The organism is Undibacterium sp. (assembly GCF_030683615.1).
Taxonomy (GTDB): Bacteria; Pseudomonadota; Gammaproteobacteria; order Burkholderiales; family Burkholderiaceae_D; genus Undibacterium; species Undibacterium umbellatum.
The window spans coordinates 190677-215650 of the sequence record NZ_JAUXQE010000007.1; the positions used below are offsets into that span (position 1 = coordinate 190677).

Here is a 24974-nt window from a genome sequence, read left to right on the forward strand (position 1 = left end):
ATACCCAACTCCATACTGTATTCACCAAACAAATTCTGGCTGACGCGTCGGATTGAACAAAGCAGCGAGAATACATCGCCACTCCGCAGCGGAAAGGCAGGCAAACAGCCTGCCCCACATTACAACTTCACTCAGGCAAGTATAGACTTTAGATGATATGCAGACAGAACATCAAAGTATTACGAACATAAAATTTACGGTCCCAACATTGTACGCATCGCCGTTTCCGATGTATGTGCTACGACTAAGTTTTAGGTAATGACAATTATTTCGCCCTTAACACCAACACACTCTTCGCGTTGCCCGCAACATCGTTGACACTCAAATGCTGTGGCACATATGTCCCAGCCGCAAATCCTGCGGCCTGATCATTGTAGTGAGCATCAAACAAAACCCCACTCTGCCCCACCGGATTGATGCCTAAAGCTTTCGAGGCATCTGCAAAATCGATCAAACGTCGCGTCGAAGGCCCGTACACCACATCCCATGGAGCTGGTCCGATTGCCGCTGCCATATTATTTGGTACTTCACGCGCACCAGCTACTTCAAACGGGCCGATATTGAATATTTTGTCCAGTGGCTTTTTTTGAGATAGCGGATGCTTGTGCGTCAGCGTATGCGCCTTGCCCCAAGCCCATTGCTTGCTGTCATTACCAAAGGTATTTTGCAAATGTGCGATACTGACGCGCCATGCCAGCGCCAGAATATCGTCGTGGGTTTCCACTGCTGCTGTTGAGCGGTTATCCCACCAGGGCGACTTTGCATCAGCCAGCAGACGTGGCAAGGCATAGTCCAGTACGCGCGTGCGCAAGAGGTTTTTAAACTGCACTTCTCCTACTTCATCTGCCATCGCCGCATAGATGATCTGATACAGCAATTGGTTGAAGATGGTGGGCGCTATGCTATTTGCCTGGTAACTGCCATCCCATTTTTCCAGTTGATCAAGCAGGCGTTTGCCGTCCGCATCATTTACCTGCTTGCGCAAAGCAGGCAATATGGATGGCAAAATTTGTGCAGCATAATCGGTCTTGTTTTCAAGCTGCAAAGCCTGGCTGTTTTTTGTATCCCACTTGATACCTGGTTGCGACAATAAGGCTTCCAGTCTGCGTGCGCGTTCGTGCAGATTGTAGTAACCGGGAATGGCAAAATCTGCTGATGGCAAAGGCTGCTGATTGGCAGAGACGATAAAGCCACGTGCTGGATTAACTTCATGAGGGTTATCGGCAAAATCAGTAAAGCCCGACTTGTCAGCTTCTGCCGTGCCGCCATCAAGGATGAAGGCCGGGTTCACATTCGTCGGCCGCCTGACCAGTTTGGCCGCTGCCCACCAGGCGATATCGCCTTGCGTATTTGCCCAGAGCACATTCAAACCCGGCGCATGGATTTTGCTGGCGGCATTGGCCGCAATATCTTTTGTGCTGGCACGATTCAATTCATAAAAAGCGTCAAGCACGGGGTTTTCAGTTTCCAGAAATGCCCACCACATGGAGATGGGTTTGGCAGTCAAATCGTCGCCCCAGGCCTGACGGAAGGCGTCGCTGATGATGGGGCCATGAGGTGACGTTCGCAGTTGTAATTTAACTGCTTCCGCTCCTTTGACCTTGATGATTTCTTCGCGGCTTTGCAAATCCACCCATTGCCCTTTGACCCAGACTTGATTGGGATTTTGTGGGTTGATTTTTTCAGCAATAAAATCAACATCGTCATTCTGGAACATGGTCAGGGTCCAGCCAAAATGCTGGTTATGACCCAACAGAGCAAATGGATTGAGTGCCTGGTGATGACCATACAACTCAAAACCCGGCATTTTGAGATGCGCTTCATACCAGACTGCTGGCGCTGAATAGGCGATGTGCGGATCACCCGCCAGCAAGGGTTTGCCACTGGCGGCATTTTTGCCAGCCACCACCCAGGCATTGCTACCCTCAAACTGTGGCAGGCCAAACTCTTCCATGACTTGCTGGCTGGTCGTTGCGATACGATTCATCCTATCCCAGTCTGTTGCGCTCAATTGCAAGGGCTTGATGACGCCTTCGGGATGCCAGGCAAAATCGAATATACGCAAATAATCTGCGCCTAGTTTGTCGCGTATTTGTGTCAATACTGGTTCGGAACGGAAGGCCGCAGCGAAGCTGTAGGCCATGTAACCGGATACAGCGACCGTATCTTCTGCAGTAAATGGGCGCTTGGGTATAGCCAGTAATTCAAACTCCAACGGCGAGGCATGCCCAGCCTGATATTGATTGATGCCATCGAGATAGGCATCCAGGGCTTTGACTGCGGGAGAATTTCTATCGAGTCTGACTGCATAATCAGCCGCATGCTTGCGCAAACCCAGGGTGCGGAACAGGCGGTCGGTATCCAGCAGTTTTGGGCCAAGAATTTCAGCCAACTCACCATTGGCCAGGCGACGCACCATTTCCATTTGAAACAGCCTGTCCTGTGCATGTACATAACCGAGGGCACGATACAGGTCTGCTTCATTTTTTGCTTCCATATGCGGCACGCCACGCTCGTCATATTGCACCGTCACTTCGGCTTGCAAGCCTGTCAGCACCTGGTTACCTGAACGCTGCACACGCTTACCATACAAATGGACAGTGGCTGCGACAATGGCGATCAGTAGCAAAGCGCACAGTAAGATCAGACACCATTTCAGCAGGCGTTTCATTGGTTAGCTTTCAACTTGAGATAGTGTCAGATTCTACACTCAGTATAAAGAATCGCGCGAAAGAGCTTTGCAAGTTCAAATATTATCAATAATTTACTCTTTTTAAGAGCCATGTAGACTATTGATTTTGGCTCACATATCATCATCTATACCTTTTGCTATTTGCTTAGCCCACGCTTGCCCACTATTCTGGACTGCGCATGACCAATCCCATCCCCTCGCCTTCTCCTGCCACTGAAATTTCTCAGCGCAGCAGCTTGCAAACCCTGAAAGGACTACTCCCCTTCCTCAGGCCTTATAAGACACAATTTGTATTGGCTGGTATCGCTTTGCTGGTGGCGGCAGGTGCCACATTGGCCATACCTTATGCTTTTCGCCAAATGATAGACCTGGGTTTTGGTGGGGGTGATCACAGCATCAAGCATGTAGATCTGACCTTCATCGCCCTGTTTGGTGTGGCTTGTGTGCTGGGGATAGCCACTGCAGCCAGGTTTTACATGGTGTCATGGCTGGGGGAGCGAGTGACGGCAGATATACGCAATGCCGTGTATTCGCATGTGGTCACGCAAAGCCCGGAATTTTTTGAAACCACTCAAACCGGTGAAGTACTGTCGCGCCTGACGACGGACACTACGCTGATACAAACCGTGGTGGGCACCAGCATCTCCATGGCTTTGCGTAATTTTTTGCTGTTTCTTGGTGGTCTGGTGATGTTGTTCATCACCAGTCCCAAACTCTCATCCATCATCATCGTCATGCTGGCGGTGGTGGTTTTGCCCATCATCCTGTTTGGGCGGCGTGTACGCACGCTGTCGCGTGATTCACAAGACCGCATTGCTGATGCATCAGCAATTGCAGGTGAAATACTGAACGCCATGCCAACCGTACAAGCCTTCACCCATGAAAATATAGAAGCCCAGCGTTTCTCTGGTACGGTGGAAGGAGCGTTCAAAACCGCCATGCGCCGCATACGTGCTCGCTCACTGCTGACAGTCATGGCTATCTTACTGATCTTCGGTGCCATTGTATTTGTATTGTGGCTTGGCGCGCATGCAGTCATGCAAGGTCGCATGAGCGGTGGTGAGCTGGGTCAGTTTATTTTGTATGCGTCTATCGTGGCGGGTGCTGTTGGCGCACTATCTGAAGTCATGGGTGATGCCCAGCGTGCAGCAGGCGCGACCGAGCGTTTGCTGGAATTGATCGAAGTTAAGTCACCGATACAAAATCCAGTAAAAGCACTGAGTTTACCTACCCGTGCAGAGCATGATCCCAGAGGTGCGGCACTTTCATTGCAAGGTCTGGAATTTCACTATCCTTCGCGCCCCAATACTGCAGCCTTGTTGAATCTGAACCTGGAAATACAACCTGGCGAAACTGTCGCTATTGTTGGTTCTTCCGGTGCGGGCAAGACTACCTTGTTCCAGATGCTGTTGCGTTTTTATGACCCACAGCAAGGCAGGATCACTCTCGATGGCATCAATATACGCGAGTTGAGCCTGCATGAATTGCGTGGCGCGATAGGGGTGGTACCGCAAGATACCGTCATATTTTCAGCCAACGCCCTTGAGAATATACGCTATGGTCGTGCCGATGCCAGTGATGCAGAAGTGATTGCGGCAGCGAAAATGGCAGCGGCGCATGAATTCATAGAAAGACTGCCGGAAAGCTATCAATCTTTCCTTGGTGAACGTGGCGTGCGCCTGTCTGGCGGGCAAAAACAAAGGATAGCAATTGCCCGTGCCCTGCTGAAAAACCCGCCGCTACTCTTGTTGGACGAAGCAACGAGCGCACTCGATGCAGAATCAGAACGTCTGGTACAAGGTGCACTGGAAGTAGCCATGCAGGGGCGCACCACCCTGATCATTGCCCACAGGCTGGCAACAGTGCAACGTGCCAACCGCATCATCGTCATGGAACATGGCCGAATTGTGGAAACAGGTACCCATGCCTCACTGGTAGAGCAAGGTGGCGTCTATGCCAAATTGGCAGCGCTACAATTTGATTTGCATAGAAACGAAGAATAAAACGTGGCAAAATAGCCAACTCACCAGTAACTTACACCAAGGAGACCATGATGATAGGCTACATTACTCTGGGCACGAATGATGTTGAGCGAGCGGCCACTTTTTACGATACGCTGCTAGCAGAAATTGGTGCCAAACGCACGATGGAATCAGAAGGTTTCGTCGCCTGGGGAGTCAGCCCCAAACATCCCGCGCTAGGCATTATCACGCCGTTTAATGGCGAAGCGGCGACTGTAGGCAATGGCAGCATGGCGGCACTGGTAGTCAAAACCAAAGAGCAGGTTCAAGCCCTGCATAACAAGGCTCTGGAACTCGGTGGTAAAGATGAAGGTGCGCCAGGACCGAGGGGTGACAGCGGCTTTTACGCTGCTTATTTCCGCGACCTGGATGGCAATAAATTGAATGCCTTTTGCATGGGCGGCTAGAGTTTCGGCGAGCTGTTGCAACTCGTTCTGATTTGCAGCAGCCTGCTTTGCAACACCTACTATAGGCATTTAGTCCCCCGCAGTTTCAAGTGCTGTCGCGACCGCACCAAGAATACGTCGGGAGAATTCTTCATCTTCCGCCACTCGCGCCAGCACTACCGCGCCCACCATGCTGGCCAAAGCCAGCATGGCCTTGTCTTCTCTTTTTTCTTTCGTTTCACCAGGCAGCAAGTCCACCAGGACAGCCATCAGGTCATGCGCGCCTTTGTCGGCAGCTTTGCGCACTGTCTCGTTTTGCCTGGCCATATCTGATCCCAGAGCAGCAAGGGCACAACCCCTGCCTGGCTTGTCCCTGTGTGCAGGAGACAGGTAATCATTGGCAATACGCGACAAGGCTGTGTCTGGAGATTCTGCCTGCCACTTCTTCCAGCGCTCTGCCGAGCGACCCAGGCTAAGTGCGCAGGTTTGCGCAATCAGGTCTTCTTTGGAAGAAAAGTTTCCATAAAAGCCGCCATGGGTCAGACCAGCGCCTTTCATCAGATCGACCACGCTGACCCCGTCATAGCCGCGCTCCCGGAATAGCTGTGAGGCTACATCAAGGATGCGCTGGCGATTTTCATTTGCCTGCTCTCTGCTGACTTTCATGACACTACTCCATCAATAAATTCTCTTGACATTATATATTATAAACGTAATATATATAATAATGATGATCATCATTTAAAATCATGTCCACCCTTTCAATCACGGAAAACAATATGGATACCCAGAACAATCTATTGAACAAATACCCAGCTATCTGGCTGGTGCTGCTGGGTACAGCTGGCACTTTTGCCCTGACCATGGGTACAAGGCAAAGCATGGGCCTGTTCTTAAGCCCCATGAATACCTCAACAGGCCTGGGCGTAGGCAATATCAGCCTGGCTTTCGCCTTTGGGCAATTGTGGTGGGGTTTGACACAGCCATTCGCTGGCGCCTTTGCCGACAAAATGGGGGCTGGCCGCGTCTTGTGCGCTGGTATTGTCCTGGTGGCGCTGGGTACTTTCATCACACCACTGATGACGACCACGGCAGGCCTGATCTTTGCCATAGGCATGCTGGCGGCAGGCGGTGCTGGCATGGCGGGGCCTGCGGTGTTGATGGCAACTGCTACTCGCATGATCCCAGCAGAAAAGCGTGGCATTGCTACTGGTATCGTGAATGCCGGCGGCTCTTTTGGTCAGTTCCTGATGGCACCAATCGCTATAACGCTCATGGGTTTGTATGGCTGGAATAATGCCATGCAGATAATGGGCGTACTGGTGTTGCTGGCCCTGCCCGCTGCCTATCTGTTACGTGGCAAACCTGTGCAAGCTGTCAGTGCAGGGCAAGGACCAGTCAGCACTTCCAAAGCGATCTCCATCGCCCTGAAAAATCCCAGTTACCTGATGCTGGCTGCAGGCTTTTTTGTATGCGGCTTCCATGTGGCTTTTCTGGCCACCCATTTACCCGGCGTAATCAGCCTGTGCGGCTTGCCCGCAGAATTTGGCGGCTGGGCGCTGGCCATGCTGGGTTTGTTCAATATTATAGGCAGCATCTCCATGGGTTGGGCAGTCGGCAAATGGCGCATGAAATCGCTGCTGTCCTTGTTGTACGCGACACGCGCACTGGCCGTCATCCTGTTTTTGCTGGCGCCTAAAACTGGCGCTGTCGTACTGGTGTTTGCTGCCGTGATGGGCCTGACCTTCCTGTCCACCGTGCCACCGACAGCTGGTCTGGTAGCGAAGTTCTTTGGACCTGCAAATATGGCCAGCCTGTTTGGCATCGTCATGCTGACACATCAATTAGGTGGTTTCCTGGGTGTCTGGCTGGGTGGCAAGGTGCTTGAGGCAAATCGCAATTTTAATGTGCTCTGGTATATCGATATCACTCTCGCAGTGGCTGCGGCATTGGTACATTTGCCTATACAGGAAAAGCAATTGCAACTGCAGGCGGCATAAACCGCACTGCAATCATCATAAAAGCCGGGTTTATCTAGTGGCTGAATAAACCTGCTTGCCTGCTACCCAGGTTTGCAAGACCTTGATCTTGTAAATATCCTTGGCGGGCATATTCAGCATATCCTGGTCAATGAGGATAAAGTCTGCCCACTTGCCCGCCTCCAGTGTACCCAGAGTATTTTCTTGATGTGCAGCATAGGCAGCATCAAGGGTAAAGCAACGCAAGGCTTCCTGCACAGTCATTGCTTGATTGACATACCAGCCCTGCGCAGGTTTGCCTGCCATATCCTGACGGGTGACCGCTGCATGGACACCCCAGAATGGATTGGGAGATTCTATCGGGAAGTCTGAGCCACAGGCGATGCGTGAACCCTGCTGCAAGAAACTGCGCCAGGCGTAAGCCCCCTTGATACGCTCTGCCCCTACCCTGTCTTCAGCCATATTCATATCTGAAGTCGAATGAGTCGGCTGCATGGAGGGTAAGATCCCCAGTTGTTTGAAACGCGGAATATCATCCAGCGCCACGACTTGCGCATGCTCTATGCGATGACGCAAGTTGGCAGATGTCGCTGGCAAGCGGGCAAAGCCATCCAGTATCTGGTGGTTACCGGCATCGCCTATCGCATGCACATTCACCTGATAGCCCTTGCTGGCAACTTTTTCTATCATGGTGTGCATCTCATCTGTAGTTTTGAACAGCAGGCCATGGGTATGTGGCGCATCTGAATACGGTGCCATCAAGGCCGCGCCACGACTGCCTAGCGCACCATCAGCAAACAGTTTGACTGCACGCAGAGAATAAAAATCTTGTCCATACGTCAGTAAAGGGCCTTGCTGTGAGACCTTGTCGAAATAGCCATCGGTGCCACGTAACATGCCATAGATGCGTGTCGTCAACTTGCCCTTGTCTGCATATTCACGGAACAATTTATCGGCAGATTCTGAAACGCCAGCATCGTGCACACTGGTGACACCGACCTTGGCCAATTCCAACAAGGCCAGATCCAGGGCAGTTCTTTGCTCAGCATTCGATGCTGGCGGCACTACCTTGCTAACCAGACTCATGGCCGCATCAATGAGTATACCGGTGGGCTTACCGTGAGCATCTTTTTCTATTTTTCCGCCGCTAGGATCTGGTGTATTTTCAGTTATGCCTGCCAACTGCAAAGCCTTGCTATTCGCCCAACCAGCATGACCATCTACCCTTGATAACCAGACTGGTCGATCTTTTACCACTGCATCAATTTCCTGTGCAGTTGGAAAGCGACCCAGCTTCCAGTTTGCCTGATTCCATTCGCCACCGACGATCCATTGATTCAAGGGGAAGCGGCGCGCGTAGTCAGCAATTGTCTTTTGTGCTTCTGCCAGATTGGCGGTAGTACGCAAACCCAGCTGCATCTGACTCGCACCCAAACTAAGCACATGACCATGGGCATCTATCATGCCTGGCAATAAGGTTTTACCGCCACCATCGACACGCCTGGCCTTGGGGAGCTTGGTGACCAATTCTGCTGATTTTCCTGTTGCAATGATCTTGCCAGCATCATCAAAAGCCAGCGCTTGAAATTGCTGCAATTGTGTCCCAATCAGAGTGTAGCCAAGGACATTATCGATAATCGTATCGGCCGTTGCCATACTTGTGCTCAAACTCATTATTACCAATGCCAAGTATTTCAATTTGGTGCACATAAATCAGGCCCGAAAAATAAAGAAAGAAGATACATTGTATTTCAATATGTATGGGCAATTTAGATATAGCAAAGCACAACACAGACCTGACTTCATTGTTGTCATATGATAAAGCAGCATATTATTACCACAAAGAGAATGCATACTTAACAGAAATTGAGCGATCTTGACCAATTTTTATATCAATTTAAATGAACTTAACATCATTTCCCACAAAGAAAAAGTGAAATCCTGGGACGTATCCATGTAACAGATGTAAAACTTGTCATATAACTGACATTTACCTTGACGCTGCAAACAGCACTTGCGTACACTCACACGATTCTGCAATCCACGTCGACCATGGTCGATTAGACAATTAATTGCCTATGAAACGATTCCGACTTAACGCACCAAGCATATTGACCGCCGCTTTACTAGCTAGCCTGGCTCCTCGAATGTGTCTTGCCGATGCCCCCGCTCCTGTTTTCGCCCTGGTCTCTGCACCAGAAACCACCAGCTCAGCACAAGTTGCCGCCAGTCAAGCCGTCAATCTGGAATTACCCGCTGACGTAGCCAATTTTGATTACACCGATAAAACCACAGATCTGTGGGACAGGGTACGTGCAGGTTATGCCATACCCGATCTGGAAAACCAGTTAGTGGCAAATCAACTGGCCTGGTATGGCACCCGCACTGAATATATTTTACGCACAGTGCAACGTGGCTCCCGCTATCTCTATCATGTGGTGGAAGAACTGGAAAAACGCGGCATGCCAACGGAGTTGGCTTTATTGCCATTCATAGAATCTGCATTTAATCCACAAGCCATTTCCACCGCCAAGGCAACCGGCATGTGGCAATTCATGGCAGCGACAGGTCGAGACTTCAACCTCAAGCAAACCATGTTCAAGGATGACAGGCGTAGCGTGCTGGACTCTACCGATGCCGCCCTGAATTATCTTGAAAAACTGTATGGCATGTTCGGCGACTGGCAACTGGCGCTGGCAGCGTACAACTGGGGCGAAGGTTCAGTCCAGCGCGCCATCAAGAAACAACAGGCACTGGGCTTGCCGATAGACTTCCAGAGTCTGTCCGTGCATATGCCGAATGAAACCAAAAACTACCTGCCAAAATTGCAGGCCGTCAAAAACATCATAGGCAATCCAGAGCAATTCAATCTGGCCCTGCCCAAACTGGATAATCAGCCTTACTTCGTGAGTGTTGAGAAGACCCGCGATATTGATGTGCGTGTTGCGGCGCAACTGGCTGAGTTGCCTATGGATGAGTTTACAGCACTGAATCCGCAATTCAGCCGTCCTGTCATTGCCGGCGGCAGTAACACCAAGATCCTGCTACCCACCGACAATGCTGCCCTGTTCAAAGAAAATCTGAATAAGTGGCAAGGCCCGCTTTCGAGCTGGTCTGCCCATACTGTTCAAAAGACCGAGCGCGTTGAAGCACTAGCGACCAAACTGGGACTCAAACCTGAGGTTGTGCGCGAGGTGAATTTCATTCCGGCAAAAATGATGGTCAAGGCAGGCTCGACCTTGTTGGTGCCAAAATCCTCGAAAACTCCAGACCATGACATCTCGTTGGAAATCGCAGAAAAAGCGCAGCTCGTCATAGAAAAAAATTCGACCCGCCAGGTCAGCTACAAGGTCAGCAAACACGATAACCTGGCTGGTATTGCCAAGCGCTTCCGCGTCAGCGTCGCCGAGTTAAAATCCTGGAATCAACTTAAACGTGACAGTGTTGCCAATGGCCAGACCTTGCGCATACAAACCCCTGTCGTCACGCAAGTAAATCAGACCAGCATCCTGGCAAGCACCCATCGTGGAAGCTCACCCAAAATTGTTCGTCACACAGCCACACCGACACGCAATGGTAAAACCATCGTAGCAAACCTGAAGGCAACACGCTTCAAATAGCAGTCTTCTAGTTTTGTGCAGCACCAATAAGAAAAGGGGTTCCAATTTACATTGGAACCCCTTTTTACTTCTGAAGCAGCTTCTTAGAAACTGTAGCCCAGTGCCACGCAATAAACAACAGGACGGAAATCGATCGTCGTTTTACGTTCGATACTGCCAGTCGTCGCCGTCATGTCAGTTTTGACTTTGGCAGCTGCGATAGTGCCCGTGACCGACCAGCGTTCATTGAACTGATATTTTACGCCCATCTGACCAGCCAGACCTATCGAATCCTTCAAATCAATCTTGGTTGGTCCACCGGTTGCAATATTACCTATCGCAGTCGACTTCGCATCGAAGAACTGTGTGTAATTCAAACCAAGGCCTACAAAAGGACGCCAGCTATCAGTCGGCTTACCAAAACTGTAGTTGACGAATAAAGTAGGTGCACGTTGTTTTACTTTGGAAATCACCCCGTAAGGCGCCAAAGCGCCGCGACCTACTACTTCGTGTTCTGGAGGGATACCCGCAACGAAATCTAATTCAAAATGATCATTGATACGGCGGGAGTAGCCCAAAGCCAGCGTGTTTGCATTCTGAACCACCAAACCGGCTGGTTGTGGTGTCAGGAATGCGGGGCCATTGCTGGTAAAGTCAGGTGATTCAGAATGCACCTGTACATTGATGAAACCGGCACGCACTGTATTTTCATAGGCATGCGCGGAGAGACAAGCCAGGCCGAACAAGGCACTGACGGCGAAATGAATTTTTTTCATGATGGCGTCCTCTCTTATTTAGCCAAAACTTGCTGGAAGAAGGCGCGGGATGCAGCGTGACAGAACGGTGGAACCAGGGTGCCGTGATAAACAGCAGCAACCGCTGTTGCAGGGTCCTGCTTGGCGGCTAAGGCTGCATTAATCGTTGCTGTTTTGCTTTGACCAAACCCTACTTTTGCTGCGGCAAATGGATCAGCAGCACTCGTAGGCGAAGAATCCACATCCAGCACCGTCAACGCTGCTGCAGGCAAACCCTTGGCCTGGAAGAAGCCTGCTGTTGCCTGGGTGCTTGCAAAGAAGACCGTAGGGTCAGCATTACCGCCGCACAGGAAGACCGGCACATTAGGAACATAATTGCGCAAATCATTTTTCACGCCAGCCTTGCGGAAAGGATTGGCAGGCGTGCAGCTCAAAGGATCAGCTGGATTGACGTTACAAGGGTTTTTCTGCGCATCGGCTAAATAAGCATTGCGATAGCTGGATTTGATCAGATTGCCGTCACCAAAGAAAGCGCCAAATGCTGGAGAAGATGGGCCTGGCAATGAGTCCTTGGCAAACATCGCATATGCTGGCAACTTGCCGGTAGTGAACAATTCGTTGAAAGTCAAAGCGCCTGGCAACAGAGACTCTATACCAGCAGCATATTTGTCTTCAAAGACTTCATTCGGACTAGTGTACAGACCACCATAGGATTTTTGCCAGCTGGATGTCAACAAAGGCAGGAACACTGTACCGCCTGCGTTGGGACTACCTGCAAAAGTTGCATCACCCAACAAGGACATTGCATAAGGACCGGACATGCCAGCCAATGCAGCTACCTTGAACTCTGATGCGTAGGTTGTTTGCATGGCGCGTTGGGTAGCCATGGCCACATGACCGCCCTGAGAATAACCACTGACCACCAGCTTGCCAGAATCCTGTGCGCCGATCGTAGCGAAAGCCTTACGTGCAGCACGCAGGGAATCAACCATATCATTGGCTTGTTGCTCTGCATTCAGGTAAGGATGATATGTCAGTGCAGAAGTGTCATAACCGGCATAATTAGGAGCAACGACGATGAAACCTTGCGCTGCGTACATGGCAGCCAACAAAGTAGACTCTGAGTTATCCCGCAGGTTTGCCATATTGAAGGATTTTTCTACTGTCGTCCCATGCGCATACAGAATGACAGGACGTGGGCCGGTACATGCTGGATCGCTGCCAGAAGGCACCATGATGGCACCGGTCGCGTCTGTCATTTCATTCGCGCCGCCTACAGTGATGTACTTCATGTAATAGGTGCTGATTTCACATTTTGGCGCACCAGTTATCTGGGTCAGGCCTGGTTTGGCTGCGTCCAGAGAAGCTTTGAAAACGACAGGGTCAAGCTTGGTCAATGCCGGGCCACTAGCCTGGGGGATAGGCACCAATACTGGTGGGTTGGCGACCAGCGTGCCGCGGGTAGGTGTATTGTCGATGACTGGACCAGCACTACCGCCACCACCGCAAGCCGATAAAACGGCAGCGGACAGCAAGCCCAGCGCTACATGAATTTGACGCATTGTTGTCTCCTGTTAAGTATTTTTATGCAAGTCATTAGAACCCTCATAGCCATCTTTAAAAATGGAACGAGCGTTCTAAAACTCAGCAAGTAGTATGTCATTTACGCAATTTGCTGAATAGCTAAAACTACGCAACTAGAGTAAACACTCTTAAAAAATTTGTCTGAATTTGCCCCAGAATTTTTTCATGAGGGACAAATACAACATTTCTGAAAGTTCTGGAAAAAGATTAAATAATTTGCCGCCTTTTTCCGGGCGGCAAGTATAACCTCTACATGCAAATGTGCAAGACTCAACGCATAAATTTTAATGGCTCGCCGCTTTTGTTTCCAAGGCAGCCGGAGTCAAGACTTTCTCAGGCTCATCTTGAGCAAAATAAGCTTTTGCCTTTTTACCCAAATTATCCAGATAAGTATAAGCGATAGGCACCACCAGCAAAGTCAGCAGCGTTGATGTAATGATGCCACCGATGACTGCTCTGCCCATGGGCGCTTGAGTCTCTGCACCATCGCTGATACCCATGGCCATGGGCATCATGCCGAATATCATCGCCAATGTTGTCATCATGATGGGACGCAAGCGCACCTGACCAGCGGCCAGCACGGCATCAAACTGGCTCATACCCTGTTTTTGCGCCTGATTGATAAAATCAACCAGCAAAATCGCATTTTTTGTCACCAAGCCCATCAGCATGATGAAACCGATGATGGAGAAAATATTCAGGGTGCTGCCCGTAATCAACAACGCCAGCAATACACCAATCAGGGAAAAAGGTAGCGCCGTCATGATGGCCAATGGTTGCAGGAAGCTGCCAAATTGCGAAGCCAGTATCAGGTAAATGAAGATGACTGCTATGCCAAGCGCAGCCACGGCAGCACTAAACGATTCTTGCATTTCCCGGGTCTGGCCACCAATATCAAAACGGTAGCCAGGTGGTAGTTCTATCGTTTTCACCAGATTTTGCACTTCAGTACCGACGTCGCCAGCAGGCCGTCCCTCTACGTTTGCATAAATCGCTGCCCTGCGCTGCAAGTCCTGGCGCTTGATGACGCGCGGACTGGTGCTAGGCAAGAATTGCACCACTTGACGCAAAGGCACCATCATTGGCTTACCATTCGCATCCAGCCTGCTACTGGCCAGTGAGAGCTCGGCCAGGTCAGAAATTTTTTGCCTGCCTGATTTAGGCAACTGCACATTGATTTCATAATTTTGCCCGTCTGGCGCCAGCCATTGGCCCAAAGTATCGCCGGCAACAAAGGGGCGCAAGGCTGCACCGATTTGCTGTACCGACAAACCCAGATCATTCGCCAATTCATTATTGACCTTGACCAGCACCGTCGGATTGGCCCCAGTCAGACTACTCTCCAGATCGGTAATACCTTTGATAGTCGCCATTTTTTTCATGACGCCATCAATCACATTCTGCAATTTGTCAGCATCCGGCCCAAGTATGGCCACATAGATGGGCTTGTCAAAACCCACGGCCATTTCTATGCCTGGTATGCTTTTCAAACGCTCGCGAATTTGCATCTCTATCTGTTTTTGAGATTTACGGTGAGAAACACGCTTCTCGCTGAGCTTCATATTAATTTCTGCGGCATTTCTCTCATTCTCTACGCCGACCGAGGTATTAATGGTCTCGATATCTTTCATCTCTTTAAGAATAGCTTCAACCTGTCGGGTTTTATCGTCCGTGTATTGCAGACTGGAGCCAACCGGAGTTTTCAGACTGATGGTGATCTGACCTTCGTCCGCCGCTGGTACAAATTCAGTACCGATCAAGGGCAGCAAAAAGAAGCTGCCGATGAACAAGGAAAATGCCAGCAACAAGGTGGTCTTACGTTTGCGTAAAACCACTTGCAATAATTTTCCATAAATCACATGTAGCTTCTCTATGCCATGCTCTATACCATCCATGAATTTCGCCAACCAAGGCAAACGCTTGAAGCGGTTTTCTTCCGGGTCGCGCCATACTGATGACAGCATGGGGTCCAGAGTAAAACTAACAAACAGCGACACCAGCACAGCCACGGTAACCGTAATGCCAAACTGGAAAAAGAATTTACCGATCATGCCCTGCATGAAAGCCACGGGCACAAATACGGCAACAATGGCAAAGGTAGTGGCCGTAACAGCCAGGCCAATTTCATTTGTACCGTCTTCTGCTGCCTGCTTGTGTCCTTTTCCCATTCCGAGGTGGCGTACAATGTTTTCGCGTACCACAATCGCATCATCAATCAGCAAGCCTATGCAAAGGGACAAGGCCATCATGGTCAGGAAATTCAGGGTAAAACCAAAAACCTTGAGTGCAATGAAGGTAGCGATGACCGAAATAGGCAGGGTCAAACCAGTGATGATAGTACTGCGCCAGGAATGCAGGAACAGGAAGACAATCAGCACAGTCAGTCCTGCACCTTCAAGTATGGTTTCTTTCACACCATTAAGAGAGCGCTTGACAAAATCAGCATTGTTTTCACTGACTGTCATTTGCACATCTTTGGGTAAGCGTGTTTTGAGATCAGCAATCGCTTCAATGATACCGTCACCAACCTGGACGACATTGGCATCCTGTATCTTGCTGACTGCGATGGCGACCGACCTTTGCCCATTCACCCTCGAGATGGAGTATTCTTCTCTTTCACCATCCATCACCTCAGCAACCTGCTCCAGATAAACTGGCGCACCGGCACGGCGGGCAACTATGATTTTATTAAAACCGGGCGTGTCCGCGATTTTTGCTTCCAGCCTGACTAGTTGATCTTGCGCGCCACGTGTAATCAAACCTGCGGGCATGTTTTGATTGGTACTTTGTATCGCTGCCAGGACTTCATTGACACCAATGTGATTTGCCGCCATACGGTCAGGCAAGAGCTTGACCTGAACCTGACGCACAACGGCACCACGCACATCCACCCGCCCCACGCCTGGCACGCTCTGCAATTTCTTGACGATAATCTGATCTGTCATATTCGACAAATCACGCAAGCTGCGCTCGCCAGAACTAATGGCCATTTGTACGATCGGACGACCATTTTCATTGCCGCCCTTGACGATAAAGGGGTCTTTCACATCCTTAGGAAAGCTGGTGCGTATCTGGGCAACCTTGTCACGCACTTCCTGCAAGACCTTGTCCCCATTCACTGACAAATGAAACTCTATCCAGATGCCAGCACGGCCTTCATACGAGCTGGCCATGATGCGCTTGACACCACTAATGGTATTGACGACATTTTCTACCGGCTTGGTGATATCGTTCTCGACAATCTCTGGCGAAGCCCCCGGATACATGACTTCCATCCAGACACCTGGCGACTCTACATTGGGCATATTTTCCAGGCCCAGGCCTTTGTAGGAAAAAATACCCAGCACCATCAGGCCGACCATCACCATGGTGGCGAAGACCGGGTTTTGTATACTAACTTTGGTCATCCACATGGCTTAACCTTTTGTCGCTGCATTTGCCGAAGGCATCTTTACCTTGCTACCGGCTTTGACACTATCGAGACGTGCAGAAATCACTACGGCCCCTGCTTCCAGCCCTTGCACGATCTGCACCCGTCCCTCATCTTCGCTAAGCAATCCCAGTTTGACGGTCTGCATCTTAACCAGATTGTTGACAATTTGATAGACCACGTCCGCACCATTCACTCGCCTAATCGCCGTCAGTGGGACAGTCGTGCTTGCAGCTGTTTTCTCCAGCACCAGTTTACCCTTGGCGAACATGCCACCTTTCAATGCAGCGTCGGCATTGTCAACAGCGATATATACCATCAAGGAACGAGAGCCAGCCTCTGTGGCTGGATTAATACGCGCGACCTTACCCTCAAATTCGCGACCGCCATACCCATCAACGTAAAACAGGACTTGTTGCCCGGTCTTCACTCTGGGAATTTCACTGGCTGGCACTTGCGCTTCCAGAGTCAGGCGACTCAGATTGACGATGCTATACAACGCGGTATCTGGAGACACTTTTTCACCCGGCTGCACATAACGCTTGCTGATGACACCATCCAGCGGCGAGCGTACCAGCGTATCCGCCAGGGCCAATTGTGCGACCTGTTTTTGCGACAGCGCTGACTTCAAGCTGGCTTGTGCCAGTTCCAGGCCATTGTGGGTCGTGTCGTAAGCGTTTTGTGAAATATAATTTTGCTTTAGCAATGCTTCATTGGAGAGACGATTCTTTTGTGCCAAACCCAGTTTGGCTTGGGCCTCATCCACTGCTGCTTCCTGAGTTGTAAGTCGCGCATGTAAGTCATTAGCAGTAAAACGGGCGATGAGCTGGCCTTTTTGAACTGCGACGCCTTCCTGCAACGCAGCTTCTGCCACTTCTGCACTAACTTTGGCACGTACAGTTACCTGACTTTCGGGAACCAGTGAACCAGAGATAGGTAATTGTGCCGACAATTCCTTGATCTCCGCACTGGCGATATCTGCCGTCGCCAACTCATAGACCACGTCTTTTTCGGTCAGTTTTTTTTCATTGGTACTGGCCTGCACCGTCGTTTTGTTGGAATAGAGAAACCACAGTGCAAAAAAAATTACCAATACAACAAGCACCATAACAGGTGTGCGCCATAGAAATTGACCTTGAGCATTGCGGAAGTAAAATTTGTTTTGCATGATGAATTTAAACCAGTGAGATTCTGCGCTATATCCGCTCTGCCGCCAGGCAGGCCAGACTTTGTTTTGCATTTGACAGGACTAATGATAATTAGTTCAACAAAGAGTGGCCACAAAAAAGGGCCTGGATTTGCCAGGCCCTGATTTTTTATACTCAATTTGCTACACAGTCTGCTCACTCAGCTTGATTGCTGTTCAGCTTCCTTGCTGCTTGCGCGCTTTTAACCATGCATCAAGTGACAATTTGCCGGGGCCAAAACTGACCAGTACCAGCAACAATATCCCCCAATAAAAATGCGCATCCACTGCTGCCGGACACTCCAGTTCAAACAACTGCGGGTAAGAAATGACGGCCATCAGGTTCACGGCAAACAAAGCCAAGGCAGCTGGGCGGGAAAATATTCCCAGCACCAGTAAGACTGGCAGAACCAACTCGCCCCCTGCCCCCATCCAAGCCGCCAGCTCCGGCGGAATGACAGGCACCATATATTCTTCGCGAAACAGTGACAGTGTGGATTGCCAATCGGCTATTTTCACCAGACCAGCTTTGAAAAACTGCCCGCCAACAAATAGCCGCAGTGCCAGGCTAAGGGCAGACCCGCCCCAGACACTCAGCTTGTCATCAAAGCGGGTGCTCAAGCCATGAAAGTATTGCAGGGTGTTATACATCGATATTCTCCAGTGATCTCCTGCATCTTAGTCAGCTTGCTAAGGGCTTTCCTTACAACTTATCTTCAGGAAATCTGAACTGGGCAAACAATCCCGCAGAAAACCAGGATTGCAGGCTGGCATTAATCGCAAAGTCTGCATCAGCCTCGAGGGCCAGTTCCAGCGCATGACCCAAGCTGCAGCCTTGCTGCAAAGCCCTTAATGCCAGCCAGCCAGCTTTATCTATTCTTTGCACTTCGACCAGCCACTGGCTTCTGGCAATCAGCGCAAAACTGACATGCCCGACGTCCTCAGGAAATCCCGATTCAGAATTTAACTGATGTGCTTGCCAGATCCCAACACTATCGCATGCCGAGTCATACAAACTGGCTGCCGGATGAAACGTCAATTGCATGGCCTGTACATCCTGCCCACCGGCAGAAATCGTCTGCAGCACTTCATGCAGACTGACGACCTCTGCATCAGCGGCATAGTAGGCAGCATGTGTCTGCCATTCCAGAGCAGCGACATTTGAAAAATAAGGATAATCCACTGCATCTGGTATCGTCTTCAGAAACTCAGGAAGTTTTGCGCCAAACTGGTTCAGGTCGCCAGATTCAGATGGATAGGCGCGACCAAAGGCACGCGCCACTTGCTCGAAATATTCTTCACCCACTAGTTGGTGCAGGACAGGATAAGCATTCTTTAGTGCTGAAATCCAGATGGCGGTCAGGTTTCCCCGATACAAAGCCAATCTGTCGTCCTGGTAGGGGTGCGTATTAAATAAGGCAGCAGCTTGTGCCGCCGAGGAAGGCTGCAACAATGCATGTGCAAATTGCTCTTGAATTTCTGCGAGCGTATGAGAAACCATCACGCAGCCACTCTACTTTGTGCAGTCGACGCTACCAGGATTTCCCTGGCCTTATGCGCCTCATTCAATAATACGGGCAAGTCCGGGATGGCTGTATCCCATTCTATCAACACTGGAATACCTGCAGGTAGGGTCTGCACTGCTTGTCTGAATAATTCCCACACCGGGTCAGCCACCTGGCTACCATGATCATCGACCAGGCAGATATCTGTCTGCAAGTGACCGGCAAGGTGTATTTCACCTATCGCGCCGACTGGCAAGCCTGCCATGATACTCAATGCCTGCTGTGCATCTTCACGATGGTTATGTTGATTCACATACAGATTGTTAATATCCATCAAGATACCGCAGCCAGTACGCTTGACCAGAGCCGCAAGAAATTCTGCTTCCGACATATCGTCCTGGACAAAGCGCAGATAAGTCGAGACGTTTTCTATTAACACCTGTCTTCGCAAGCGGCTCTGCAGCTCATCCACGCGCTGAACCACCAGATCAAGCGCGCTATGCATCAAGGGCAAAGGCAAGAGGTCATTCAAATGCCTGCCCGCAATAGCGCCCCAGCACAAGTGTTCAGAAACCAAAGCGGGTTCGGTACGTTCGATCAAACGCTGAAGGCGAGCAATATGGCGCTCAGAAAAGCCCTGAGCTGATCCCAGGCCCATGCCAACACCATGCAGGCTTAGAGGATAATCACGGCGCAAGGTTTGCAGTACATGCAAATCATAGCCGCCATCACCAAAATAATTTTCTGAATGTACCTCCAGCCAGTCGGCAGGTGCTGGTTCCATTGCAGATGCATGCAGAAAATCACGGTAGTGTGGAGTGCGCAAGCCCACGCCTACCCCTTGCAGAGAAGACGTGGGTTGAGAATTTGTGCGAGCCGTATCAGTCAAAATAAATTAGTCGACATCAAACAACATAATATGGCTCCCTCAAAAGGAAATGCTCAGGATTTAGGTGAATCCAGTTTGCCACCCATTTTTTCGCATGAACCAGCCGGGACTTTTTTCCATTCCGCTGGATCATTGTCTTTTTTGGATTGTCCAGCGCAAGAATGGGAACCTGATTTAGTTGCGCAGTCATTTTGACCAGCCTTGGCAATGCCAAAGCATTTCTCTGTCTTGGCTGGCTCTGCGGCCATTGCCATGCTGGAACCCAACAAACCTGCCAGTGCGACTGCAACAATTGCTTTATTACTCATGTCTATCTCCTGTTAATTGATTAAATGTGCCACTCAGCAAAACATCCCACCTGGGAAAATGTGAAACTACAGCTTATAGTCGATGCAGATAAGGCAAACTTACAAAGTTTCTGAAAAATATTTTAAGTCGCGCTACCCACATAAACTTATACGTCCTGCATTTTCGATTGGATTCAAGCCGCGATCAGATTATCCTACTAGCTTATGATATTTTTTCAAGTTAAAAGTTTCTATATGCTCAAGTTCATCGAAGAATTGCAACAAAGCCTCCAGGATTTATCAGCAGAACAAATCAATATCACCCTCTTTTGTAAAATCTGGCGCGGTCAGACTAAATTGTTGATAGCCTTGCCGCCACAGTTTCGCGAAGTCATGGAAAATCTCTTGAGTCGACTTGAGTCAGGCAGCCTGTTTACTGAGGAAAGTTGCTCTTTTAGCCAGGAAGACTTGATTGCCCAGTTGAGAATGTGGCTGGATAAAGCAAATGCAGCCGTCACTCGCCTACCACCTGGAGAAATAGTGTAAGCTGCGAGCCTTTTATTGCAGCATCAAAGGGATTTATATGCAAAGCCTGAGTTTTAGCCTGGAAGGCGAATATGTAGAACTGAACCAGTTATTGAAACTGGTTGGTCTGTGCGAGAGTGGCGGCGCTGGCAAAATGATTGTTGCCAGCGGTGACGTCAGTGTGGATGGTGAACAGGAATTGCGCAAGACTGCAAAAATCCGTGCTGGACAGGTCGTCAGCCTGGGCGATATAGAAATCCGGGTTCAGGCTGGCTGAGTTTGCACAGCATTGACAGTAGCATCGGCAAGCTTTTCCGGATTGCTTGCCATGAAGCGAGCCAGCATATTATCCATGGTATCGACATGGTGCTCGAACCATAATGGCAACTCTTCAGCCAGGCGCGTCGCCAAATCAGCTTCACCCAACTCCACCCTGCGCCTGACTTCCTGCATGACTTCCAACACAGCCTCATGTTCTTGCCTGTGGCAACCAGCTGGAGGGAAGGCGGTTTCCGCCATCCACTGATTTTCTTGTTCGAAATGGGCGATAGAATGCACGATCAGTGCATCCAGCCTGGCCAGAAAGGTAGCAGGATTATCTTCAGACAAGGCCGCACAGAGCTCCACAAACTCTTTGTGAGTATCGTCCATCGGTTCATAGCTGAGGCTAAGGCGTTCTGACCAGCCCCAAGAATTTTGTTCCATACTGAAATCCTGATATTAAGAGAGCGAATAGGCGAGATTATCGCTGATAGGCAAACAACTTGCTTGCGTTAAATCAGCCTGCCATCGCAAAGAAATTAAAAGGAACCCAGAGAAACCCAAGAACAAAAAAGCGCGCCAACAGCGCGCTTCCTGAAATTTTTGTTTGAATATCTACTTACCAAATACCTGAAAGGCAAACAACAAAATCACGCAGTGGTATTGATATTCCTACCCAGATTAGGTGGCAAATTGGCAATAGACTTATTATCTGGTATAGCCTCTATCAGTGCCGTTGCACTTTCAGCCGAAATATCGATGGCTTTTTTCAGCACCGCAATACTTACAGCCTGACTGGTACCCACATCAGCCAATGTTGTTGCCGCGTTGGCAATACCGGTTACGTCCATGACATTTCTCCTTATCCGTCTACATGGATTAACGACTGCTTTTGAGAAGTCTTTAGGAATATTTCAGATTTTTTTGAAAATCTTGTTTTGCATCGCAGCAACTATCCACTCCAGCACCAGCTGCGGCTGATTCAAGTCCAGCCATTGCAAACCAGGTCGCAAATTTGTCGGGGCTGGAGCGTCGGAAGCGACCAGCAAGACATGGCCATCTTCAGGATAAATAGCTGATTTACCAAGAGATGGCCGAAAGACTTCAATTTTTGGCATGGCTTCCCACTTATAACCTTCTACTAGCGTCAAATCTGCTGGCGAGAGACGTGTCAAGAGTTCATCCAGCGATGGTTCAGCTTGTTGTCGCAGCTCATGCGCAATCACATATCGATAAGGCGACACCAGCAATACCTCCTGAGCGCCAGCAAGACGCAAACGTGAACTGTCTTTTTGTGGTGGCTCGATGATGACATCGTGATGACTATGCTTGACCACGTTGATCTTGTGGCCTGTTAATGTCAATTCGGTAACCAGATATTCAAGCAAACTGGTTTTGCCACTACCTGACCATCCTATGACACCCAATATTTGTCCAGTCGCCACTACAAAACCCTCCCATCTACAGAACCGAATATAAACATATAACTTACAAATATTAGCCAGCTGAAAGCCGCGTCATTCCATAGTCATAATTAAATGTAACAATTGTTACATTGCAATATTTCAAAGGTAATCAGTATGTTTTCCCTAGTCAGACTCTGGACTTTCTGCTTTGCCCTGCTATGCAGTCTATTTGCTTTGAATGTACAAGCCCAAGGGAACACCATCGTCGTTGGACAGGCTATCGACTTGTCCGGACCGAATGGTAGCATTGGCCGTGACTATGTGGCAGGTATCACCACTTACTTTGATAGCATCAATGTGAATGGTGGCGTGGGTGGCAAACGGATTAAGTATCTGGTACGTGATGATCAGGGCAATCCTGCACAATCAGCTCTGGCAATCAGCGACTTACTGGAAAAAGACAAGGCAGACTACCTGCTGGGTGGCATTGGATCTGCCGTGACTGACGCAGTACTGGGCAACACCAAGTTTGCGCAGAGCGGGCTGACTTTATTTGCCCCCCTGATTGCCTCAGTCAAGACCTACAATTCCCGTGTCTTGTTCTGGCGTCCAAGCCCGGAACAAGAAATGCAGTATATTTTCTCGTACTTCGATAAACTTGGCATCAAAAGCGTAGGTATTGCTTATCAGGAAAATGCCTTGAATCAGGACATGTATCAATACGTCGTCGCAGAGTTGCGCAAGCGCAATATGCTCATGAACGGCCTGGTGCGCATCGGCACTTCTGCAACTGATATGGAAAGAGAATCAGCCATCCTGGCCAAATCCAATCCTGGCATCGTCATTGCCATTGCAGATACCCTGGGCACAGGCATATTTCTGAAAGAATTCAGAAAACAGGCACCGCGCACCTTTGTGGCTGGCATGTCATTGATTAACCTGGAAACCCTGGCTGAAGTTGCAGGACCCAAGGCATTGGAGTGGACGGTTTTTTCACAGGTGGTACCAAATCCCCTGAGCAAAAAATCCTTGGTACAGATAGATCATAGCAATATGATGAAAAAATTCAGGGATGAAGACTTGTCTGCGCTGACCTTTGAAGGTTTCATGGTAGCAAAGACACTGGTCAAAGCCATACAGACCGGCAAACCAGGACGCGATGCCTTGCAAGCCCTTGCTGCACAGAAGAGCGTCATCGATCTGGGCGGCGTCACCCTTGCCCCTTCAGACACTACACATCGCATGTCCAATTATGTTGATATGGCGCTTTTCAGAAAAGGTGGCGGCTTACTATTTTAAATGCAACAAATTGTTTTCCATGCATACATATCGAAAACTGTATGTATGATTGGAAATCAAATAAGGTTTTTTGACATTTTGATGATTTTGGAATAAAATTTTGCACTGCAACATCAGAATTTCACATTTGTTTGTTTGACATATGAAGAAATCACTGTTGCTCTATCTAAAATCAATCAGGTACAAAATGTTAAATAAAAAAATTATCGCCGCTGCCCTGGCAATCTCTGGTCTGTTCGCTGGCGCTACAGCAAGTGCACAAGTTTATGTTGGTGCTACAGTTGGTCAAGCTCGCTGGAATATGGACTGTGCTGGCACAAGCAGCTGCAAAACTAATGACACATCCTTCAATATCCTGGGTGGTTACAATCTGAATTCCAACTGGGGTGTAGAAGCAAGTTACTACTCTCTGGGCACAGTCAAAGCAAGCGCCGGTGGTCTGTCTGCAGAACTGAAAGCGACTGGCATCGATCTGGCTGGCGTATACCGTGCGCAATTGAATACCAACTGGGGTGTGTTCACTAAACTGGGCCTGGCCTACTCCAAAGGCGAAGCAACTGCTTCCTTCGGCAACCTGCGTGGCTCCACAAGCGAGAATTCTGCGCAAGTTATGGCTGGCGTAGGCGTGACTTATGCATTCACTCCTAATTTTGCAGCTCGCGCTGAAATCACTACACGTAAAGTTGATTTCGTTGGTTCAAGCGGCAACATCACAAATCTGAATGTAGGCGTTCAAGCTGCATTCTGATTTTGCGCTTGACTTGACCAATTTTGGCTCAAGTTAAAGCTCAATAAGCAGGGCTTATGCAAAATATTCCAACGCAAAGAGCTGGCAATGGTTATACCAATTGCTGCTCCAGGGTTGCACGGGTTTTGCATAGGCCCTTTTATTTCCAGTCCGGGCTTTGCAAGTACATACTCAGCACCTGCCAACTCTTCAAGCAGATATCAATATCTAACGACCTTATCGCCTGAGTAAAGTTCGTTTTTTAATATTCCCCATCCTCTACTTAGTATCCTGACTAGCCTGATTCTTAGTCACAAGCTCCCTTCTCTTACGAAGCCCTTACGGCAACTAGTTACAATTCGCAATTTGCTTGCCTGATTGTCAGTTCTGTCGCTTTGCTTTCAGCAACATCATACAGTTCATGAAATGGTGCCCCGCTATCT

22 protein-coding genes are annotated in these 24974 nt (G+C 49.4%); 8 read left to right on the top strand and 14 right to left on the bottom strand.

Translation table 11 applies throughout. From position 1 onward, the window contains the following. Positions 1 to 265: 265 nt before the first annotated feature. Positions 266 to 2671 carry a penicillin acylase family protein gene (locus Q8K39_RS04980; protein ID WP_305258538.1) on the bottom strand — a complete coding sequence of 802 codons (2406 nt, stop codon included), beginning with the start codon at positions 2669 to 2671 and terminating at the stop codon, positions 266 to 268. Between the two features lie 200 nt (positions 2672 to 2871). On the opposite strand from Q8K39_RS04980, the gene Q8K39_RS04985 reads away from it, so the two are divergent. Together Q8K39_RS04985 and Q8K39_RS04990 are read left to right on the top strand one after the other, a co-directional pair. Continuing rightward, a complete protein-coding gene (locus tag Q8K39_RS04985) occupies positions 2872 to 4695 on the top strand; it encodes an ABC transporter transmembrane domain-containing protein (RefSeq protein ID WP_305258539.1) in 1824 nt (607 codons plus the stop codon). A gap of 47 nt (positions 4696 to 4742) precedes the next feature. Beyond that, the gene (locus Q8K39_RS04990) at positions 4743 to 5120 is read left to right on the top strand and encodes a VOC family protein (protein ID WP_305258540.1); all 378 of its coding nucleotides are present in this window, start codon (positions 4743 to 4745) and stop codon (positions 5118 to 5120) included. 69 nt (positions 5121 to 5189) lie between these two features. On the opposite strand, the gene Q8K39_RS04995 is transcribed toward Q8K39_RS04990, so the two are convergent. Further along, positions 5190 to 5765, bottom strand: a complete 576-nt coding sequence (locus Q8K39_RS04995; protein WP_305258541.1) for a TetR/AcrR family transcriptional regulator — start codon at positions 5763 to 5765, stop codon at positions 5190 to 5192. A 113-nt stretch (positions 5766 to 5878) separates the two neighbouring features. Here Q8K39_RS04995 and Q8K39_RS05000 point away from each other — a divergent pair, with 113 nt between their 5' ends. Continuing rightward, positions 5879 to 7099, top strand: a complete 1221-nt coding sequence (locus Q8K39_RS05000) for an MFS transporter (RefSeq protein WP_305258542.1) — start codon at positions 5879 to 5881, stop codon at positions 7097 to 7099. A gap of 30 nt (positions 7100 to 7129) precedes the next feature. On the opposite strand, the gene Q8K39_RS05005 is transcribed toward Q8K39_RS05000, so the two are convergent. Further along, positions 7130 to 8734 carry an amidohydrolase gene (locus Q8K39_RS05005; RefSeq protein WP_305258543.1) on the bottom strand — a complete coding sequence of 535 codons (1605 nt, stop codon included), beginning with the start codon at positions 8732 to 8734 and terminating at the stop codon, positions 7130 to 7132. A gap of 491 nt (positions 8735 to 9225) precedes the next feature. Here Q8K39_RS05005 and Q8K39_RS05010 point away from each other — a divergent pair, with 491 nt between their 5' ends. Continuing rightward, positions 9226 to 10698: a transglycosylase SLT domain-containing protein gene (locus tag Q8K39_RS05010; protein WP_305258544.1), complete on the top strand. Its 1473-nt coding sequence runs from the start codon at positions 9226 to 9228 to the stop codon at positions 10696 to 10698. 83 nt (positions 10699 to 10781) lie between these two features. On the opposite strand, the gene Q8K39_RS05015 is transcribed toward Q8K39_RS05010, so the two are convergent. The 8 genes from Q8K39_RS05015 to Q8K39_RS05050 all read right to left on the bottom strand — a co-directional run bounded on the left by Q8K39_RS05015 (position 10782) and on the right by Q8K39_RS05050 (position 20334). After that, positions 10782 to 11453: an OmpW family protein gene (locus tag Q8K39_RS05015; protein WP_305258545.1), complete on the bottom strand. Its 672-nt coding sequence runs from the start codon at positions 11451 to 11453 to the stop codon at positions 10782 to 10784. Positions 11454 to 11467: 14 nt separating this feature from the next. Next, a complete protein-coding gene (locus Q8K39_RS05020) occupies positions 11468 to 12994 on the bottom strand; it encodes a lipase family protein (RefSeq protein WP_305258546.1) in 1527 nt (508 codons plus the stop codon). 306 nt (positions 12995 to 13300) lie between these two features. Further along, complete coding sequence (locus Q8K39_RS05025; RefSeq protein ID WP_305258547.1) at positions 13301 to 16423, bottom strand: efflux RND transporter permease subunit; 3123 nt, start codon at positions 16421 to 16423, stop codon at positions 13301 to 13303. 9 nt (positions 16424 to 16432) lie between these two features. Beyond that, positions 16433 to 17614 (bottom strand): efflux RND transporter periplasmic adaptor subunit, encoded by a 1182-nt coding sequence (locus tag Q8K39_RS05030; RefSeq protein WP_305258548.1) that lies wholly within the window; start codon positions 17612 to 17614, stop codon positions 16433 to 16435. A gap of 195 nt (positions 17615 to 17809) precedes the next feature. Further along, entirely contained in the window at positions 17810 to 18283 is a 474-nt protein-coding gene (locus Q8K39_RS05035) for a DoxX family protein (protein WP_305258549.1), read from the bottom strand. A gap of 52 nt (positions 18284 to 18335) precedes the next feature. Further along, a complete protein-coding gene (locus Q8K39_RS05040; protein ID WP_305258564.1) occupies positions 18336 to 19133 on the bottom strand; it encodes a DNA-binding domain-containing protein in 798 nt (265 codons plus the stop codon). After that, positions 19133 to 19969 carry a DUF692 domain-containing protein gene (locus Q8K39_RS05045; RefSeq protein ID WP_305258550.1) on the bottom strand — a complete coding sequence of 279 codons (837 nt, stop codon included), beginning with the start codon at positions 19967 to 19969 and terminating at the stop codon, positions 19133 to 19135. The genes Q8K39_RS05040 and Q8K39_RS05045 overlap by 1 nt, the downstream gene beginning before the upstream one ends. 110 nt (positions 19970 to 20079) lie before the next feature. Further along, positions 20080 to 20334: a DUF2282 domain-containing protein gene (locus tag Q8K39_RS05050; protein ID WP_305258551.1), complete on the bottom strand. Its 255-nt coding sequence runs from the start codon at positions 20332 to 20334 to the stop codon at positions 20080 to 20082. A 234-nt stretch (positions 20335 to 20568) separates the two neighbouring features. On the opposite strand from Q8K39_RS05050, the gene Q8K39_RS05055 reads away from it, so the two are divergent. After that, the gene (locus Q8K39_RS05055) at positions 20569 to 20859 is read left to right on the top strand and encodes a hypothetical protein (protein ID WP_305258552.1); all 291 of its coding nucleotides are present in this window, start codon (positions 20569 to 20571) and stop codon (positions 20857 to 20859) included. Between the two features lie 37 nt (positions 20860 to 20896). Then, a complete protein-coding gene (locus Q8K39_RS05060) occupies positions 20897 to 21115 on the top strand; it encodes an RNA-binding S4 domain-containing protein (protein WP_305258553.1) in 219 nt (72 codons plus the stop codon). Here the strand turns inward: Q8K39_RS05060 and Q8K39_RS05065 are convergent. From Q8K39_RS05065 to mobB, 3 genes are all read right to left on the bottom strand, one after another. After that, positions 21103 to 21543 carry a hemerythrin domain-containing protein gene (locus Q8K39_RS05065; RefSeq protein ID WP_186955547.1) on the bottom strand — a complete coding sequence of 147 codons (441 nt, stop codon included), beginning with the start codon at positions 21541 to 21543 and terminating at the stop codon, positions 21103 to 21105. The genes Q8K39_RS05060 and Q8K39_RS05065 overlap by 13 nt on opposite strands. A gap of 206 nt (positions 21544 to 21749) precedes the next feature. After that, on the bottom strand, positions 21750 to 21950 hold the full coding sequence (locus tag Q8K39_RS05070) for a YjfB family protein (RefSeq protein ID WP_186955548.1): 201 nt from the start codon (positions 21948 to 21950) through the stop codon (positions 21750 to 21752). Positions 21951 to 22013: 63 nt separating this feature from the next. After that, positions 22014 to 22544: a molybdopterin-guanine dinucleotide biosynthesis protein B gene (mobB, locus tag Q8K39_RS05075; protein ID WP_186955549.1), complete on the bottom strand. Its 531-nt coding sequence runs from the start codon at positions 22542 to 22544 to the stop codon at positions 22014 to 22016. A 135-nt stretch (positions 22545 to 22679) separates the two neighbouring features. On the opposite strand from mobB, the gene Q8K39_RS05080 reads away from it, so the two are divergent. Further along, entirely contained in the window at positions 22680 to 23804 is a 1125-nt protein-coding gene (locus tag Q8K39_RS05080; protein ID WP_305258554.1) for an ABC transporter substrate-binding protein, read from the top strand. A gap of 187 nt (positions 23805 to 23991) precedes the next feature. Continuing rightward, on the top strand, positions 23992 to 24552 hold the full coding sequence (locus Q8K39_RS05085; RefSeq protein ID WP_186955551.1) for a porin family protein: 561 nt from the start codon (positions 23992 to 23994) through the stop codon (positions 24550 to 24552). The last annotated feature ends 422 nt before the right edge of the window (positions 24553 to 24974 follow it).

Coding starts and splice junctions, on each gene's coding strand:
- Q8K39_RS05030 (WP_305258548.1), bottom strand. CDS start 17,614: ATGCAAAACAAATTTTACTTCCGCAATGCTCAAGGTCAATTTCTATGG.
- Q8K39_RS05000 (WP_305258542.1), top strand. CDS start 5,879: ATGGATACCCAGAACAATCTATTGAACAAATACCCAGCTATCTGGCTG.
- Q8K39_RS05070 (WP_186955548.1), bottom strand. CDS start 21,950: ATGGACGTAACCGGTATTGCCAACGCGGCAACAACATTGGCTGATGTG.
- Q8K39_RS05065 (WP_186955547.1), bottom strand. CDS start 21,543: ATGGAACAAAATTCTTGGGGCTGGTCAGAACGCCTTAGCCTCAGCTAT.
- Q8K39_RS05085 (WP_186955551.1), top strand. CDS start 23,992: ATGTTAAATAAAAAAATTATCGCCGCTGCCCTGGCAATCTCTGGTCTG.
- Q8K39_RS05015 (WP_305258545.1), bottom strand. CDS start 11,453: ATGAAAAAAATTCATTTCGCCGTCAGTGCCTTGTTCGGCCTGGCTTGT.
- Q8K39_RS04980 (WP_305258538.1), bottom strand. CDS start 2,671: ATGAAACGCCTGCTGAAATGGTGTCTGATCTTACTGTGCGCTTTGCTA.
- Q8K39_RS05060 (WP_305258553.1), top strand. CDS start 20,897: ATGCAAAGCCTGAGTTTTAGCCTGGAAGGCGAATATGTAGAACTGAAC.
- Q8K39_RS04990 (WP_305258540.1), top strand. CDS start 4,743: ATGATGATAGGCTACATTACTCTGGGCACGAATGATGTTGAGCGAGCG.
- Q8K39_RS04985 (WP_305258539.1), top strand. CDS start 2,872: ATGACCAATCCCATCCCCTCGCCTTCTCCTGCCACTGAAATTTCTCAG.
- Q8K39_RS05010 (WP_305258544.1), top strand. CDS start 9,226: ATGTGTCTTGCCGATGCCCCCGCTCCTGTTTTCGCCCTGGTCTCTGCA.
- Q8K39_RS05020 (WP_305258546.1), bottom strand. CDS start 12,994: ATGCGTCAAATTCATGTAGCGCTGGGCTTGCTGTCCGCTGCCGTTTTA.
- Q8K39_RS05005 (WP_305258543.1), bottom strand. CDS start 8,734: ATGGCAACGGCCGATACGATTATCGATAATGTCCTTGGCTACACTCTG.
- Q8K39_RS05055 (WP_305258552.1), top strand. CDS start 20,569: ATGCTCAAGTTCATCGAAGAATTGCAACAAAGCCTCCAGGATTTATCA.
- Q8K39_RS05080 (WP_305258554.1), top strand. CDS start 22,680: ATGTTTTCCCTAGTCAGACTCTGGACTTTCTGCTTTGCCCTGCTATGC.
- Q8K39_RS05040 (WP_305258564.1), bottom strand. CDS start 19,133: ATGGTTTCTCATACGCTCGCAGAAATTCAAGAGCAATTTGCACATGCA.
- Q8K39_RS05050 (WP_305258551.1), bottom strand. CDS start 20,334: ATGAGTAATAAAGCAATTGTTGCAGTCGCACTGGCAGGTTTGTTGGGT.
- Q8K39_RS05025 (WP_305258547.1), bottom strand. CDS start 16,423: ATGACCAAAGTTAGTATACAAAACCCGGTCTTCGCCACCATGGTGATG.
- Q8K39_RS04995 (WP_305258541.1), bottom strand. CDS start 5,765: ATGAAAGTCAGCAGAGAGCAGGCAAATGAAAATCGCCAGCGCATCCTT.
- Q8K39_RS05035 (WP_305258549.1), bottom strand. CDS start 18,283: ATGTATAACACCCTGCAATACTTTCATGGCTTGAGCACCCGCTTTGAT.